The organism is Colwellia sp. MB02u-9 (assembly GCF_014077085.1).
In the GTDB taxonomy this organism is placed as follows: domain Bacteria; phylum Pseudomonadota; class Gammaproteobacteria; order Enterobacterales; family Alteromonadaceae; genus Cognaticolwellia.
On the sequence record NZ_JACGVF010000091.1, the window covers coordinates 1 to 16,154 of the forward strand.

Consider the following 16,154-nt stretch of genomic DNA (forward strand, 5'->3'; position numbering starts at 1 on the left):
GCTTGGCGCTGCAATGAGAAAGTTAGTACAGATTTGTTTTGGGGTGTTAAAGCACCAAAGCGAATACCGATCTCAAGCAATTTAAATGAGTGTTTGAAATCGGTATAGAGAGATGGTATCTACATAGGGCCTACGGGTGGTAATATAGCGTTAGGCAATTGTTTCATAGATCTTTTGTCGGTCTTTTATAGCTCTTTTGTAGGTCAGACTTCAGTCCGTCAAACGCTTAGCGGGCGATCAAAGCGATGGGTTAATAAAAAATCTTCAGCAGGTATTGTTTTGTTACCCAATCTTAATACCAACTTGATACCAACAAAGTTAAATTTCATTTAACCTGATGGACTAAAGTCCAACCTACATAGGGCCTACGGGTGATAATATAGTTTTGGATAATTGTTTTGTCGGTCTTTTGTAGGTCGGAATTCAGTCCGTCAAACGTTTAGCGGGCGATCAAAGTAATGGGCCAATAAATATCTGCAGTGGCTGTTGCTTTTGTTTATCGGCATTTGTGCTGAAGAAAGTTAAATTTTATTTAACTTGATGAATTAAAGCCCAACCAAGCGAGTAAACCTGATAGCCACTAACCGACAAACTTTATACCTGCCCGCCGCCATATATCATATTAAAAACATTGGCCATACTAAAATTGTGATGATTAACACTGAGCTTAACTAGCCTTTATTCAACCAGTAAGCGTGTTAAGTAAATTTAAGCATAGCTTCTGCTAGAAGGTAACTTCTTCACCTTCATTTAAAATGTGTAAAGGTATTGGCGAGTTCATTGCTTTATGCATTTTTAATAAACGTAATAACGGCGAATGGGAACTATGATCACCCATTTTCCAGCTATTATTGCCATAACCCCATGGGATCATGACTTTACAGTTTAGCGCTTGCGCCGCTACTAAAGCATCTTCGGGCGTGGTGTGAACATAGCGATACCATGCACTATTTTCTTGATGAAAATATGAAGCAATGGGCATCAAGCAAACATCCATATCACCATAACGCTGTTGAATATCTTTAAAATGCTCAGAATATCCGGTATCACCCGCAAAAAATATCCGTTGACCTTGGTGCTCGATAACCCAGCCGCCCCAAAGCGTAACATCTTTATCTTCGTATAAATAAGGGATTAAAATTCGACTACTAAAATGATGTGCAGGCACAAAGTTAATCTTCAGCTCGGCTAATGTCGTTTTTGAAAACCAAGCCATTTCATTAATGCGATAGCCTTTATTAGGAAAATGCGCTGCAAAACCTAAAGGCACAAAATATTGCGTATCGGTGCCAATTTTTTCAATATCAGCTTTATTAAAATGATCATAGTGAATATGTGAGTACAATACAGCGTCAACATCGCCAATTTCGCTGAGCGATGGCCACTGTGGTTCATTACGAAAAAAGCCAGCGCTTAACTTAAAAGCCCAATTCACTGGCCAATCAAATTGTTCACTCACTGGGTCTAGCAGTAAGGTACTGCCTTCAGGACTTTTGATATAAAAACTGGCGTGCCCAAGCCAGCGAAAACTAAAACCTGTGTTGACCTTAGGTGGCGATTGTTCACCAATAAAGCGACAATTTTCAGCCGGTGTTTCACATTCAACGACTGGTGAGGACTGATAACAATTGTCCTTACAGGTAATTAAGTAACTTTTTTTGCCGGGATATAAATTAGAAAAACGTGCGGGTTTAGCTAAACTTTCTTTATATTTTATAACAGAATCAGCTTGTTCTATCTGCCTTAACTGATTTTTTGCTGTGCAGCCAGTGAGTAGAATAAAGCAGACAATAGTCATTATCTGCAAAGCCACCATTTTTCGCAAACTAAACATTATTTGCAAGCTAATAACTCCTAAAACTGATGTTTATCAAGTGCTCGCTAAATGCTAACCCTGGCTTAGATTTATCAAGACTAGAAGCTATAATTTTTACGACCTGACAGTGCATGTGACAAGGTATTTCCGTCAACATATTCTAGTTCACCACCGACCGGCACACCGTGAGCGATACGTGAAATTTTAACATCGTAGGTTTGAGTCAGTTCAGCAATAAAATGCGCGGTGGCTTCTCCTTCCACAGTCGGATTAGTCGCCAAGATCACTTCGCTAAATTGCCCTGTCGCCAATTGTTTTTCCAACACGTCTAAACCTAAATCGTCTGGACCAATACCATCAAGGGGGGATAAATGTCCCATTAAAACAAAATAAAGCCCTTGAAACTCACCCGTTTGTTCAATAGCAATAACATCACCTGGCGTTTCAACAATACACAATTGCGCCGCTATTTTACGCTTTGGACTCAGGCAGATATCGCACAAGGCTTCTTCAGTAAATGTACGACATTGTTCGCAATGACCAATATTTTCCATGGCCCGAGCCAAGGTTTGTGAAAGCTTGTTACCGCCATGACGGTTTCGCTCAAGTAAATGAAAGGCCATGCGTTGTGCTGATTTTGCACCAACCCCAGGTAAACATTTTAATGAATCAATAAGTTCTTGAACTAACGGGCTAAATTTCATTACAACTCTTTCTAGGCTTATAGCAAATCGACTAATTAATGGCTCGGTTTGCTATTATTAATTTTTGCAAAGTGCTTGGCTAAAGAGTTATTGCCATTAATCCTATGACTCTTTATCAAGCAAACGAATAATTTTCAAAACGCAGTTTATCACTCGATTTAAGGATTGATAATAAATAATTAAAAAGAATTAATTATCTTCAAAATCGCTAATTTCCCCCAAAGCTTTAAAATTTCAGTATGATAGTCTCAGACTATTTAGCCAAATTCGGCAGTCATCTATAAGGGCAGTTAATGCTAATCAATATTTTCATAACGCTGGCGTTATTGCTCTTAAGCTTTTTAGGCTTACAACGGCTGTTTACGCTACCTAAAAACGTCTGGTTACTTTTTTTAGTACAACCTCTAGTGATGGCCGCATCGCCAGTGATTGTTTTTATTGGCGGTATACTTGCCACTAGCATGGGGGCTGATCCTGCACTAGTTACCCTACCGGTGACTATGATGATACTCGGCGTGGCCAGTGGCGCTATTCCAGCGGCGTTATTAGCTAAAAATAAAGGTCGACGTTTTGCGACATTTACTGGCTTCACACTAGGTTTTTCCGGCACACTGGTCGCCATGTTTGCTGCCTTAAACGCCCATTTTGAATTACTCATTTTAGCCAGTTTTTTACTGGGTATTAGCACCGCTTTTACCCAACAATTACGCTTTGCCGCGATTGAAAGTGTTAGCAACCGCAATGAAGTGCCAACGGTATTATCGATTTTAATGCTCAGTGGCATTTTTTCTGCTTTTTTAGGGCCTGAAATAGCCGTAACTGCAAAAGACTGGTTAAGCTCACCACACGGCTATGCCGGTTCTTTCTTATTTTTGTCTGGGCTATTTCTACTGGCTATGTTGCTGATGTTGAACTTTACTAATCCTGAAGTAACAACGAGTGATAACCAAGGAGAAGCTAGGCCCTTAAGTGAAATAATCAAACAACCCATTTTCATTATCGCCATATTGTCAGCCGCTATTGGCTTTGCTCTGATGAGTTATCTAATGACCGCAACTCCCCTGAGCATGCACAAACTTCATGGTCATAGTTTAAACGATACAAAATGGGTGATCCAAAGTCACATTGCCGCCATGTTTATTCCATCGTTATTTACCGCCTTATTAGTCAAACGCATTGGCTTAAAAAACTTAATGCTCGCAGGCACAATCATTTATGCGGTGGTCACAGTTATTGCCTTGTCCGGTGAACAAGTGATGCATTATTGGTGGGCATTAATTTTATTGGGCATTGGCTGGAATTTTCTTTTTCTTACCGGCACCTCGCTATTACCACAAAGTTATCAAGCTAGCGAACGTCATAAAGTTCAGGCGATTAATGATTTTATTATTTTTGGCTTTCAGGCTATTGCGTCATTAATGGCTGGCTGGATATTGTTTAAAGCAGGTTGGCATGTGTTGGTATTAACCGGTTTACCTTTTATTGTTATCTTATTCGTTGTTAGCTGGTTTTACTTTAAAAAAGAACGTGAAAAAATAAATAAAACCTCTGCCGCCACAGACACTGCGCTCAATGCAGAGCAAAAAAGAGAAGTATCATCATGAGCACTTTAACTATTTTACAACGTGGTGAGCCGGTTTTATCTGCTATCGCAAAACCAATAACCAATGTTCACACGGCTGACATAAAACAGCTAATTGAAGATCTAAAAGCTACCGTTGCCCAAGCCAATGGTGTTGGTATTGCCGCGCCGCAAGTTGGCAAAAGTGTGCGTTTATTTATCATGTGTTCTGCGCCCAGTGAACGCTACCCTGATGCGCCGTTATTAGCGCCTGCAGTTATCATCAACCCAGAAATACTCAGCGCCAGTACTCAGCAAGTGTTAGGCTGGGAAGGCTGTTTAAGTGTGAAAGGCAAACGCGCTTTGGTCAGTCGTCATCAAAGTATCTCTGTACGATATCTCGATGAACAAGGCCAAGCGCATCAACTAACCTTTACTGACTTTCTTGCGCGTATTTTTCAGCACGAGTTAGACCATCTTGATGGTATTACTTTTATTGAACGACTCGATCATGAAGCTGATGCCATTGATGAACAAACATGGCGAGCAACAATGGCAAGTAACAATGACAAGTAAAAATGAATAAAACCCCTTAACTAACGCCAAGTAACTTTGCTTATTCATCATAACTTTTGGCTTGTAAATTAACTTACTGGTTTTATGCTGTTAATTACCTATTACCGATAAGCAATAAGCAACGACAGATTACTCATCACTCAGGCTAACTATCCCATAAAATTGTCAATGGAAAAAACAATATGCTACAAGCTATTATCGACTACCATCTTGATGACGAAAATCATTGGGTAGCCAGACTACAATGTGGCCATTTCCAACATGTTCGTCATCAACCGCCTTTTATTAACCGCCCATGGGTAGTCAATAAGGCAACCAGACACGCCATGCTAGGTCAGCAGCTAAACTGTATAAAGTGTGATCATGGTGCCGCTAGAGACTTTCCTGCAACCGAATCAACGTCATCGTCTTAATAGGCTTATACTTGTGCGGTTTCAAAGTTCAGACTTGCCCAAAGGGATCGCAACTTAAATTGCATCTTGAAAAAGCACAACAACTAAGTAATGATTAAATCATGACTGATCAGTGTGGTTATCGACTCAACATACTTTTATGCACTGAGTTGACCAAAAAAACACATAACACTTACCTGAACAGCCCAACAGAGTACTTATATCTGCAACCCTGACAAGGGATCAAAGCTTAACTATTAACAATACAAGGATTTTTCGATGATTGATTTTAATAACAAAGGTTTTTTCAAGCTTAAGCAAGACACTGATTATGCTGAAAAAGTAAGCAGCCTACTATTAGATGATGAACAAATAGTTGACTCATATAAAACCATGCGTGACGGTGTAGTCTTTACCAATAAGAGAATAATCGCGGTTAATGTTCAGGGTATTACTGGCAGTAAAAAAGATTTCACCTCTTTACCTTACAAAAATATTGTTGCCTACTCTATTGAAACATCAGGTACCTTCGATCTTGATTCTGAACTAGAAATATATTTTTCTGCCCTAGGTAAAGTGAAATTTGAGTTTTCAGGGCAATCCTCAATGCTAGAAATATCAAAAATAATTTCTAGCTATTTATTATAAGTGCTGACAGTGCCTTGATCATGATCACTAAGCTACATACCGCTTATTTTTGATGTCAGGCTATAGTGATTTTAGCTGTTTTATCGCTAGTATAAGACAGCTAATATAAGGCCTACAATAGCGAAAAAATTAAACCCATGATAATTCCCTGCCCTCGCTTACCGGCTACTTTATTTACCAACAAAAATAACCTCTTCACCACACTCAAGCCACAGTGGATGCTTTGCCATTACTCGGGTAAACATCGGGCTTTGTAGGTAACGATTCAGCCAATTTTTCAGTTTAGGATACGGTGATTGCAAATACCACTGGCGTTCTATGCGGGCAAATTGACGAATAAACGGCAACAGAGCAATGTCAGCTAAACTCTCTTGAGCAGAGAATAAATAGTCATGCTGTATTAAGCGTGACTCCAATAATTGGATATAATGCTCGCATGCGGCTCGGCATTCATTCAGGTTAGTTTCATGGTAACGCTTTGCGCATTTATAAGCTTCTAAACGCAATTTAAATTCAACATCAAACTCGGTAATGAGTGCCAACATTTCATTTAACTTTTCGTTGGTCTTGTTGGTCTTGTTGGTCTTGTTTGGGAAGGTATTTACTTTTTCGTCTGGCTTTATAGGTAAATTAACCCTGTTATCAGTATGAAGTAAGTTGTTGGGATCAGATTTTTTAAGCGCCCATAGCATAATATCTAGGCTTTCATCGATAACGACACGGTTATCTTCTGCTCGATTTGTACTTGCTTCGCTTAATGCTTTATTCCCTCGCGCATTATCCTCCTTAAACGGGCTGTTTTCATCCAAGACTAAAATAGGCACGGTAGCCTTGGGGGAAGCTAAAATCATCGCGGCAGGTTTATCCGTTAATACCAGATCACGCAGCGCAACCGGTTGATGCGACTTAAAAATAGCAATACGTGCTCGCATTGCATAAGGACAGTTTCTTAATGAATAAAGGATAGGTAATGCCATAACACGCAACTATTGAATTAACATTATTTATAAACGGCAACTTTAACGGTATTCATTGGTGAAATATACGGGTAAAATCCCTGCTCTTAAATTTAGCGAAAAAAATAAGTTGTACCAATGGATCATAAAATAGAATTATTAGCCCCCGGTGGAGATGTCGACGCAATTAAAGCGGCCATTATAGCGGGTGCCGACGCGGTATATTGCGGCTTAGATACCCTAAATGCCCGTAATCGCGCCGCTAATATATCCTTTGAACAGCTGATTGGCATCATACGTTTGGCACACCAATACCAATGCCAAATATTTTTAACCTTAAATGTGATTATTTTAGAACGTGAATTTAAGTCTATTGCCAAATTACTCAGTAAACTGGTTAACACGACGTTAGACGGCGTTATCGTACAAGATATCGGCATGTTTAATATCATCAAGAAGCATTTCCCGACCTTAGACATTCATGCTTCAACCCAGTTAACCACACATAATATCGGACAAATTCCGTTCCTAAAAAAACTAGGTGCTTCGCGGGTTAATTTATCAAGAGAATTAAACTTACGTGAAATTACCGCCATAACCGCTGTCTGTCGTGAATATGACCTGTTAAGCGAAGTATTTGTTCATGGTTCGCTTTGTGTTGCCTTTTCAGGTTTATGTTATTCAACGTCTGCCAGTGTTGGCAATTCAGGTAACCGCGGCCGCTGTAGTCAAGCTTGTCGAGAAGAATATGAAACCACAGCCACAGGTCATAATTTTCCATTAAACATTAAAGACAACTCTGCCTTTTTTGATTTGCCTGCCTTAATCGACGCTGGTGTGCATTCGTTTAAAATTGAAGGACGTATTAAAGGCGCAAACTATGTACATACCGTGGTTGATAGTTTTCGTAAACAAATTGATGGCTTCCTCAATACCGGCGAATTAACCGAAGATGGCGAACGCCTTTACAAAGTATTTAATCGTGACTTTTCCAATGCATTTTTAAGAGGCGATTTAAATCAATCAATGTTTATTGATAATCCGCGTGATAATTCAAAAGTTCATGCCATAAATAAACATAACGCCACTGAAAGCCAAAGCCATTCGCAAGATAAGTCGCAACAAATTTCAGTGGTTCAAATTCATGAGGTTGAGCAAAACCTACAAACTGACAAAAATGAAATTGAAGCCGAAGTAGTTGAAAAAATAAAGCATTTAAGTATTGAAAAAGTACCACTAACATTACGTTTTTCTGGTCAAGCAGCACAACATTTAGAGGTTAGCGTAACCACTACCGGCTTCTCTGTTGAACAAAATAGCTTCACTGTGCAATCCACTAGCTTATTACGCGCCAGTGAAAACGCCAGTATTGATAAGGCCACGATAGACAAGCGCTTTAAAAGCTTTAACAACGCCGAGTTTTTACTGACCGAGCTAAACTGTGACAATTTAAATACCGGTTTAAGCATTCCGTTTAAAGAGCTAACTGCGCTGAAAAATCAAATCGCCAGTTTGTTAAATAATGCTGTTGATATCATTCCAGAAGTGACCTTGCCGCCATTAGTTAATCATCCAAAAGCAGCCTCTCAACTAAGCAGCGAAGTTAGAAGCGAAGTTCAAAGCCAAGCAAAAAATGAATTGTCTATTTTGATCTGTGACGAAGCAGATGCTGAGTTAGCGCATATTACCCATGCCGATATTTATTTTAAATTGCCTGATGCTTATAAACGTGACTGTACAAAATATGTTGGTTTTTTACAGGACAATCCACGTTTAATTCCGTGGTTTCCGGCTGTGCTAATTGGTAAAGATTATGACGCTGCCGTAACTATTTTAGAGCAAGTAAAACCGCCATTAATTGTCACTAACAATACTGGCATTGCTTATAAAGCCAATGCTTTAGGCATAAAATGGATAGCAGGCCCATTCTTAAATACCACTAATTCCTACGCGCTATTAGCGATGAAAGAAGACTTTGACTGTAGCGGTGCCTTTATTTCTAACGAAATTAACGCCATGCAAATGAAACATATTGCTCGCCCAGAAAACTTTAAATTATTTTATAGTATTTACCACCCTATTTTGTTGATGACTAGCCGACAGTGTTTCTTCCAACAAAGTGTTGGCTGTGAAAAACCACGTATCGACAATGGCTGTATGCTCTCTTGTGATAAATCAACAACCATCACTAATCTCAAAGGTGTCTCGTTCGCGATTGATAAACAAAAAGCCGGTTACCCGAGTATTTACAACCAAGATCAGTTTTTAAATATGGAAATTATTGAAGACTTATCTGATTTATTCGACGGTTTTATGATTGATTTAACCAACATAGGTACCGGTGATCGCCAAGCGCCTGATAAGGCGTTGTTGATCAGCCAGTTTGAAGAGTTATTAGCTGATAAAAAGCCTACTGACGAGTCTAAAAATCCGATAGATAGCCATTCATCAGCAAAACAACAGCTGAATAATTTAGTGCCTGAGTCAACCAATATTCAATATCATAATGGTTTGTAACTAAATCACTCGCTACTGCCCGGTCTTAAAATGACAAAAAAGCCACTGACATTTTCAGTGGCTTTTTTTATGCGATATATTGTTGATTCAATATACTTTTAGTGCGATATAGTTTTGATTCAATATAGTTATGGCACAGCTTGGCCGTTTCTAGCTTCTAATAAGCGATACCAATTTTCACGCGAGTAATCTAGTGTTAAAGCTTGTTTAGCGGCAACAATGCGCTCTGGTGTGGTTGACCCTATGATGGGGCAAATATTGGCTGGATGTTTTAATAACCAAGCCAGAATAACTTGCCAAGGCGCGCAAGCATATTTTTCACTTTGGTGGCTTAATTCGTTTTCAATTCTTTGTTCATCTTCACCTGAAAAAGTATTTCCCCAAGCAGAGTAAGCAACACCCCCTAAAGGACACCAAGCAATCGGTGTAATATCATGCTGCTGACATTGATCTAAGGTTCCATCCAGTAAGGTGTCAATATTGTGAATATTAATTTCAACTTGATTCACCAACAAGGGCATAGCTAACGCAGACTTTAATAATTCAACTTGCGACGGTTTAAAGTTACTGACACCAAAATGCTTAACTTTGCCACTGGCTTTTAATAACGCAAAAGTTTCAGCGACTTCATGCACATCAAATAAATAATCTGGGCGATGCAATAAAAACATATCTAAGTGATCGGTATTTAAACGTTTAAGTGAACCTTCAACACTGGCCAACAAGTATTGCTGGCTAAAGTCATAACGCGTGGGGGCATAAGTGTCGTGCTCATTATTGCGCGGTCGAATACCGGCTTTAGAGGTGAGAATAATTTGCTCACGTAAATGTGGTTTTTCAGCTAACAGTTCACCAAAAATACTTTCGCTTTCACCACCACCGTAAATATCCGCATGATCAAAGTGATTATAACCCGCCTCTAGCGCAGCCATTATCGCTGTTTTTCCTTTAATACGATCACTGGCACTATTGTCACCGGCAATACGCATGCAGCCATATATAAAACGAGAAGATTCGATGCTCGAGTTACCCATTGAGACTTTTTTCATGTCTTTACTCTTCATTATTATTGATTAAATATACTTAAAATTCTTCATGTGTTGGCCATTGTTCAGCCACCTGTGTTGGCCATTGAATAACCGAATGTTTAATTAAAGCCTTTAAAATATCATATCGTTATTCTACATATATAGGATGGCGATGAATATAATCATCTTTTTCTTCACGATTAAAATAAAACAACTTATTGCCATGCAAAAAGCGATTTTATTGCGACTTAGCTCGCCAAATTTTGCTCACTACTCACTGCTTGATACTAGAACTTAGTGTCGCTATTTTGCATTGAGATACACACAACGGCATATTCTTTTCACTGATTGACAGGGTTATATTGTTGAGTTGTCATTCCTGAAAATAAGCTTACATATAAACTTTAATCTAGCAAAATTGTTACATTACCTTTCGCCTTTATCAATGGATAATCTACAAATCTAGCTGTAGCGAGTGTTAACTTTATGGTTAACGAAATTCAATCTAAGTATAGTATTTATCGAGCCGTTCCAATAGGATATCAAAACTACGCATTCGATATTAATGTGCTTAAATGCTGTAAAAGTGTAGCGTTGGCTTAACTAAACGTAAACCAATGTAAAACGAAAAAAAACCATTATTATAACCATCACTACAAAAGGATTTATTGTGAGAACATCTGTAACATACCGCTTAATATACTTATTTATTGTCATAACCAGCTACTACTTGGGTTTTACTTTTATACCTGAAACTACAAACACCAGATTAGGACTCTATCCGGTAATTGTCGCGAGCGTAATATACTTTGCTGTGCTGCCAATATTTTACTGGTTTATGATCATAAAAGCTGGCAAACAAAAAGCGTGGAAAATAGTCATTATTTTCAGCCTTTCTTGTGCTGTTGCACGCTATAGTTATCCTGAAGATATTGCCCAATATTTTGATTTTATTCTCTGGCTACGTTATCCCATTATGGGCGTTTTGCTGGTCATTGAGTTTTATTTAATGTTTATGATTGTCAAAGGACTATACCAAGCTCGAAATTTATCAGGCGATCCTCGTATTGGCGTACTGGATAAATATGATGATGACAAAAAAAAAGGCTTGGCATTAACACTTGCCACTGAGCCTGCAAGTTGGTATTACGCTATTCCTCGCCTATCTAAGCGGCACGTAAAGTCATTAGGTAAAATTACTTTATTGTCAGGAAAAGCTAGTCACTTTTTAGTTATTATCTCTTCATTGATTGTCATAGCAAGCGTTAGCTACCAATTATTGGTCGATTGGAGCCAAACTGCTGCAATAATGGCGGCTAGCTTTATTTTATATGGCTTTATTCTAATGACAGCAAATTATCGCTTATCGCGCTATTATTCGTTTTATGTTCAAGATAAAAAACTGATCATTAACAACTCTATCTTCAACTTTATGATTATACCCTTTGCTGATATTAATACCGTGTCGATAAACCAAGCCGGTGAAGATGAAATTAACCACACAAAAGTTAAAAGTAAAGGTAAAAACAAAAGCAATGAACTTTTAAAAATTGGCCGTAGTAAACAGCACAATATAAAAATAACCTTTAACCAGCCAATAAAATACTGGGGCATGATGGGGGCTTTTGTTGAGTCGTTTGAACAAGTTTTAATCCAGGTTGAACAACCCATAGACGTGATTAACGCTTTCAGCGAAATTAATTCAGCACAGCAACCACTAGCTTGCTAGAATATCGCTGTTTAAGTGAAGACTTAACTTAAAGTCACATTTAACTCATTAAACTCATTCAACATAAGTAACATAAGCAACATTAAGGGCTACGCTTTGCAACATTTAGTTTGGGATTTTGATCCCGTATTTTTCTCCATTGGGCCATTGACTATACATTGGTATGGCGTGTTATTCGCCACCGCTATTTTATCTGGCTTACAAGTCATGAAGTGGATTTTTCAAACCGAGAAACAAGATTTAGTCGCGCTAGATAACTTACTGGTCTATATCGTTGTTGGTGTTATCGTCGGTGCCCGTTTAGGACATTGTTTCTTTTATGACCCAAGCTATTACTTTGCTAACCCACTGAAAATAATCGCCATTTGGGAAGGTGGTTTGGCCAGTCATGGCGGCGGTTTAGGGGCTATTATTGCGGCGGGGATTTATAGCAAAAAAAACCAGATGAACTTTCTCTGGTTACTCGACAGACTCGCGATATGTACCGCGCTGTTTGGTTTTTTTGTTCGCAGCGCAAACTTTGTTAACTCTGAAATATTAGGCACACCTAGTAATGTTCCTTGGGCGGTAGTTTTTGCCCGTATTGATAACCTTGCTCGCCACCCTTCTCAACTTTATGAAGCCTTGTCTTATTTAACGATATTTTTTGTTTTGATGATTTTTTATAAACAGAAAAAAGCCCAAACACCACCCGGTGCTATTTTAGGCGTTTTCTTAGTTTTAATTTTTACTGCTCGCTTTCTTATTGAAATATTAAAAGAAAAACAAGCGGCCTATGCGGCTGATATTGCCTTAACTGCAGGGCAAATGTTAAGTATTCCGTTTTTTATTGCCGGTGTCCTATTAATTGTTTGGTCAATTAAAAACAATAAAAAAGTAAAGTAGTCTTAACAAATGGCGTACAGAGCATAAAAAATTATGGCGAATAAAATAGGGTTAACAATTGATGAGTAAAAAATATTATGTGGTGTGGAAAGGGGCAAAAACTGGGGTATTTGAACAGTGGAATGATGTTAAAAGCCACACCCAAGGACGTGCCGATGCGCAATATATGGGTTTTGCATCAAAAGCTGAAGCCGAGGCGGCGTTTCAATCTACCTACACTAAAGCATTAACTAAGCGCTCGATGAGTAAAAGTGCCGGTACTAAACCTGCCGCTTCTGCTGCCTACGTTAAAGCGGATCGTAGCGCCGTAAGTAATAGCTTAGCGCCTGTTAAACAAAGTGCTGATATTAATATTTATTGTGACGGTGCTTGCTCTCCCAATCCAGGGAAGTCAGGTACGGGCATGGCAGTGTATCAAGAGCAACAACTCATTGAATTGTGGTACGGTTTATATGAGCCGATGGGCACTAATAATACCGCCGAACTTAATGGCATACTTGCCGCATTTAACTACGCACAAGATCATATTAAACAAGGTAAAACCGTGCAAGTCTTGTCTGACTCTAGATATTCAATTGATTGCATCACTAAGTGGGCAAAAGGTTGGCAAGCTAAAGGCTGGACTCGTGGCAAAGGTGAAGAAATTAAAAACCTTGAAATAATTAAGCAATGTTTTGCGCTCTACCAAGCATTGAAAAGTAATTTAATTATTAGTCATGTTAAAGGCCATGCCAATATAGAAGGGAATGAACTCTCCGATAGAATGGCGGTATTAGCACGCGTTAAGTGCACAAAAGGTTTTGTGCAATATCAAGACACACTTGATATTAAAACTATTTTGGCCATGGCTTCGGGTTAAGATAGTTTAGTCTTTTATCGCCATTTTATTAGTGCGCTCAGCTATTTTATACGGGTAAAAAATAACCCGTTGAAATGTTCTCCAAGTGAATGAGCTTGCTCTTAGGTAAATTAAACACCAAAAGGCAGCTTGAAGCTGCCTTTTGGTTTGAATTACTCGGATAATTTACCCTTAATAACCCGACTATTTTCTCCTTTATTGAGTGCAGCAATAATCACTCAAAACGCCACATACGACTTTAAATCCACTTTTGCTTGCAGGGTACAACTAATGCCGTTTTTATCAATAATAAAAGCACCTGGGCTTGTAAGCCGTTACCACCTTCAGCATTAAACTATTTAAGCGTTAAACCTGTATTAGCTAGGTAATGGGTTAATTTATCACTCGCTGCTTTCATCATGGTTTTAGCTTTATCAGCCGAGCTAGCTCACTTCTTCTGCACTTTAGCTTTTATTTTTCGCCTAAATTTGAATCGATTCATAAATCGATTCAACCGCGAAAAAATTTACACAGGCAAAAGTTTAAGCTGTGAGCGTCGACATGGCCGTGATTGACAGGATTAAAACTACGTTTGTGCGCCTTTGAAATAAATTAATAATGACTTATTGGCTTTTAGCTTATTAAAAATGTTACCTAATAAGCTAAAAGCCCTTGCCTAGTGCTACATATCCCAGTATCCTTCGCGGCCATTTTATATTTGGATATCAACATGATCGGATTTGATTACGGTACATCGAACTGTGCTGTCGGCGTAATGAAAAACAACACGCCAGAACTATTATCTTTAGGTGATCATGGTCGCTATATCTCCTCAACTTTGTATGCGCCCAGTCGTGACATTATTGTCAACTGGCTGCACGACAACTTGGCTTTGGCAGAACAAAAAAGCTTTCAACAGCAACGTCAAGCACAGCTAAACAAAGGAAAAAACTCACTACGAGAGCTGACCTTAGATGGCTATCCAACCGAATTATCGTTTGGCCAAGCCGCATTAAATAACTATTTACAAGAGCCGGACGAAGGCTACTACATAAAATCACCAAAATCGTTTCTTGGTGCCAGTGGTTTAATGCCACAGCAAGTTGACTTATTTGAAGATATTGTTGCCGCTATGATGAGCAATATAAAAACGCTCACCGAAGAAAGTCTTGGCAGAAGTGTTGATCAAACTGTTATTGGTCGCCCTATTAACTTTCAAGGTATGAAAGGCGAAGAAAGTAATCGACAAGCCATACAAATATTAACCAATGCAGCAAAACGGGTTGGCTTTAAAGATGTTGAATTTCAATTTGAACCTGTTGCAGCCGGCTTTGAATATGAAGCTAGTCTGACTACAGAAACTAAAGTATTAGTGGTTGATATTGGCGGTGGTACTACCGATTGTTCCATGCTTTTAATGGGACCAGAGCATGCTGCGTTAACTGATAGAAGCAATGATTTATTAAGCCACAGTGGTGAACGAGTTGGTGGTAATGATTTTGATATTGCCTTTGCCCTTAAAGGTATCATGCCGAGTTTTGGTTTAGATAGTTTATTAAAATCTGGTAAAACAATGCCAAGTAACAGTTACTTTCAGGCTATGGCGATTAACAATATTAGTCATCAAACACAATTTTACAGTGCCGAAAATGGACGGTTTTTGCAGCAACTGATCCGCGATGCAGAACATCCTGAGTTATTAACTCGTTTGTTAACTGTTCAACAACAAAAGTTGAGCTACCGTGTAGTTAATGCCGCAGAGCAAAGCAAAATTGGCTTAACCGAGCAAACCGAGCAGCAAATAGATTTATCTGATATCTATGAAGGGCTCACTGTTAAGCTTGATAGGGACGGTTTTACTGAGGCATGTCATCGACAACTCAGTGCGATAGCCGCGCTAATGAAAGATGCAATTGCCCAAGCTAACTGTCAGCCTGATGTGGTGTTTGTCACTGGCGGTAGTGCTAAATCACCGATGTTAAATAAGTTTTTACAATCGCAATTTCAACATACCCCTATTGTTGTTGGTGACCATTTTGGCAGCGTAACGGCTGGCCTAACGCGCTGGGCTAACACTATCTATGCATAAGCTATTGGTTGAGCAAAAAATTTAGCCCTATTTAAAGTCATTAACGCTAGCGAATAATAAAGTTTATGACTTTAAATGTTGATATTTTATAGACAGTTACTTTAATAAATAGCTTTTAATAAATAGCTTTTATTAAAGTAACTTATATTGATAAGTTTTGTTGATAAGTGTTAAACACGACTTGAGTTAAAAGAGTTATGAATAGTCTGTTGCTAAATGGCTAAGTGCCTGTATTTATGACCTTGATAGCTAATAGAACTACCGCAAGAATAGTAGATTAATCCCGCTTTAAGCTAGTGTGATTTATCAACGGCAATAATACCAATCTCACTCATTATCTGCTCATTTTTACTGGTTAAAATAACCCACTACTGCGTTATTTATTTAATAATTAGAACAACTAGTGATTAAAATA

Annotated in this window: 13 protein-coding genes; 9 read left to right on the forward strand and 4 right to left on the reverse strand. The window is 38.6% G+C overall.

Features of this window, described 5'->3' with window-relative positions:
- Positions 1 to 724 precede the first annotated feature (724 nt).
- Positions 725 to 1,834 carry an MBL fold metallo-hydrolase gene (locus tag H4J65_RS07105; RefSeq protein ID WP_259367563.1) on the reverse strand — a complete coding sequence of 370 codons (1,110 nt, stop codon included), beginning with the start codon at positions 1,832 to 1,834 and terminating at the stop codon, positions 725 to 727.
- Positions 1,835 to 1,914: 80 nt separating this feature from the next.
- A complete protein-coding gene (gene recR, locus H4J65_RS07110) occupies positions 1,915 to 2,520 on the reverse strand; it encodes a recombination mediator RecR (protein WP_182137581.1) in 606 nt (201 codons plus the stop codon).
- Positions 2,521 to 2,813: 293 nt separating this feature from the next.
- On the opposite strand from recR, the gene H4J65_RS07115 reads away from it, so the two are divergent.
- The 4 genes from H4J65_RS07115 to H4J65_RS07130 all read left to right on the forward strand — a co-directional run bounded on the left by H4J65_RS07115 (position 2,814) and on the right by H4J65_RS07130 (position 5,697).
- Complete coding sequence (locus H4J65_RS07115) at positions 2,814 to 4,124, forward strand: MFS transporter (protein ID WP_182197054.1); 1,311 nt, start codon at positions 2,814 to 2,816, stop codon at positions 4,122 to 4,124.
- Complete coding sequence (gene def / locus H4J65_RS07120; protein WP_182197056.1) at positions 4,121 to 4,657, forward strand: peptide deformylase; 537 nt, start codon at positions 4,121 to 4,123, stop codon at positions 4,655 to 4,657. The genes H4J65_RS07115 and def overlap by 4 nt, the downstream gene beginning before the upstream one ends.
- Before the next feature lie 182 nt (positions 4,658 to 4,839).
- Positions 4,840 to 5,070: a DUF3565 domain-containing protein gene (locus tag H4J65_RS07125; protein ID WP_182197058.1), complete on the forward strand. Its 231-nt coding sequence runs from the start codon at positions 4,840 to 4,842 to the stop codon at positions 5,068 to 5,070.
- Positions 5,071 to 5,328: 258 nt separating this feature from the next.
- Entirely contained in the window at positions 5,329 to 5,697 is a 369-nt protein-coding gene (locus tag H4J65_RS07130; RefSeq protein WP_182183264.1) for a PH domain-containing protein, read from the forward strand.
- A gap of 170 nt (positions 5,698 to 5,867) precedes the next feature.
- On the opposite strand, the gene H4J65_RS07135 is transcribed toward H4J65_RS07130, so the two are convergent.
- On the reverse strand, positions 5,868 to 6,674 hold the full coding sequence (locus H4J65_RS07135; protein ID WP_182197060.1) for a glutathione S-transferase: 807 nt from the start codon (positions 6,672 to 6,674) through the stop codon (positions 5,868 to 5,870).
- Positions 6,675 to 6,791: 117 nt separating this feature from the next.
- Here H4J65_RS07135 and H4J65_RS07140 point away from each other — a divergent pair, with 117 nt between their 5' ends.
- On the forward strand, positions 6,792 to 9,170 hold the full coding sequence (locus H4J65_RS07140; RefSeq protein WP_182197062.1) for a peptidase U32 family protein: 2,379 nt from the start codon (positions 6,792 to 6,794) through the stop codon (positions 9,168 to 9,170).
- Between the two features lie 128 nt (positions 9,171 to 9,298).
- On the opposite strand, the gene H4J65_RS07145 is transcribed toward H4J65_RS07140, so the two are convergent.
- Complete coding sequence (locus H4J65_RS07145) at positions 9,299 to 10,219, reverse strand: aldo/keto reductase family oxidoreductase (RefSeq protein ID WP_182197065.1); 921 nt, start codon at positions 10,217 to 10,219, stop codon at positions 9,299 to 9,301.
- A 649-nt stretch (positions 10,220 to 10,868) separates the two neighbouring features.
- Here H4J65_RS07145 and H4J65_RS07150 point away from each other — a divergent pair.
- From H4J65_RS07150 to yegD, 4 genes are all read left to right on the forward strand, one after another.
- On the forward strand, positions 10,869 to 11,927 hold the full coding sequence (locus H4J65_RS07150; RefSeq protein WP_182197067.1) for a hypothetical protein: 1,059 nt from the start codon (positions 10,869 to 10,871) through the stop codon (positions 11,925 to 11,927).
- Between the two features lie 96 nt (positions 11,928 to 12,023).
- Complete coding sequence (gene lgt / locus H4J65_RS07155; RefSeq protein WP_182197069.1) at positions 12,024 to 12,812, forward strand: prolipoprotein diacylglyceryl transferase; 789 nt, start codon at positions 12,024 to 12,026, stop codon at positions 12,810 to 12,812.
- A gap of 61 nt (positions 12,813 to 12,873) precedes the next feature.
- Positions 12,874 to 13,671: a ribonuclease H family protein gene (locus tag H4J65_RS07160; protein WP_182183249.1), complete on the forward strand. Its 798-nt coding sequence runs from the start codon at positions 12,874 to 12,876 to the stop codon at positions 13,669 to 13,671.
- A 709-nt stretch (positions 13,672 to 14,380) separates the two neighbouring features.
- Positions 14,381 to 15,739 carry a molecular chaperone gene (yegD, locus tag H4J65_RS07165; protein WP_182183247.1) on the forward strand — a complete coding sequence of 453 codons (1,359 nt, stop codon included), beginning with the start codon at positions 14,381 to 14,383 and terminating at the stop codon, positions 15,737 to 15,739.
- The last annotated feature ends 415 nt before the right edge of the window (positions 15,740 to 16,154 follow it).

Coding starts and splice junctions, on each gene's coding strand:
- yegD (WP_182183247.1), top strand. CDS start 14,381: ATGATCGGATTTGATTACGGTACATCGAACTGTGCTGTCGGCGTAATG.
- H4J65_RS07160 (WP_182183249.1), top strand. CDS start 12,874: ATGAGTAAAAAATATTATGTGGTGTGGAAAGGGGCAAAAACTGGGGTA.
- def (WP_182197056.1), top strand. CDS start 4,121: ATGAGCACTTTAACTATTTTACAACGTGGTGAGCCGGTTTTATCTGCT.
- H4J65_RS07145 (WP_182197065.1), bottom strand. CDS start 10,219: ATGAAAAAAGTCTCAATGGGTAACTCGAGCATCGAATCTTCTCGTTTT.
- H4J65_RS07140 (WP_182197062.1), top strand. CDS start 6,792: ATGGATCATAAAATAGAATTATTAGCCCCCGGTGGAGATGTCGACGCA.
- H4J65_RS07125 (WP_182197058.1), top strand. CDS start 4,840: ATGCTACAAGCTATTATCGACTACCATCTTGATGACGAAAATCATTGG.
- H4J65_RS07135 (WP_182197060.1), bottom strand. CDS start 6,674: ATGGCATTACCTATCCTTTATTCATTAAGAAACTGTCCTTATGCAATG.
- H4J65_RS07130 (WP_182183264.1), top strand. CDS start 5,329: ATGATTGATTTTAATAACAAAGGTTTTTTCAAGCTTAAGCAAGACACT.
- H4J65_RS07105 (WP_259367563.1), bottom strand. CDS start 1,834: ATGTTTAGTTTGCGAAAAATGGTGGCTTTGCAGATAATGACTATTGTC.
- recR (WP_182137581.1), bottom strand. CDS start 2,520: ATGAAATTTAGCCCGTTAGTTCAAGAACTTATTGATTCATTAAAATGT.
- H4J65_RS07115 (WP_182197054.1), top strand. CDS start 2,814: ATGCTAATCAATATTTTCATAACGCTGGCGTTATTGCTCTTAAGCTTT.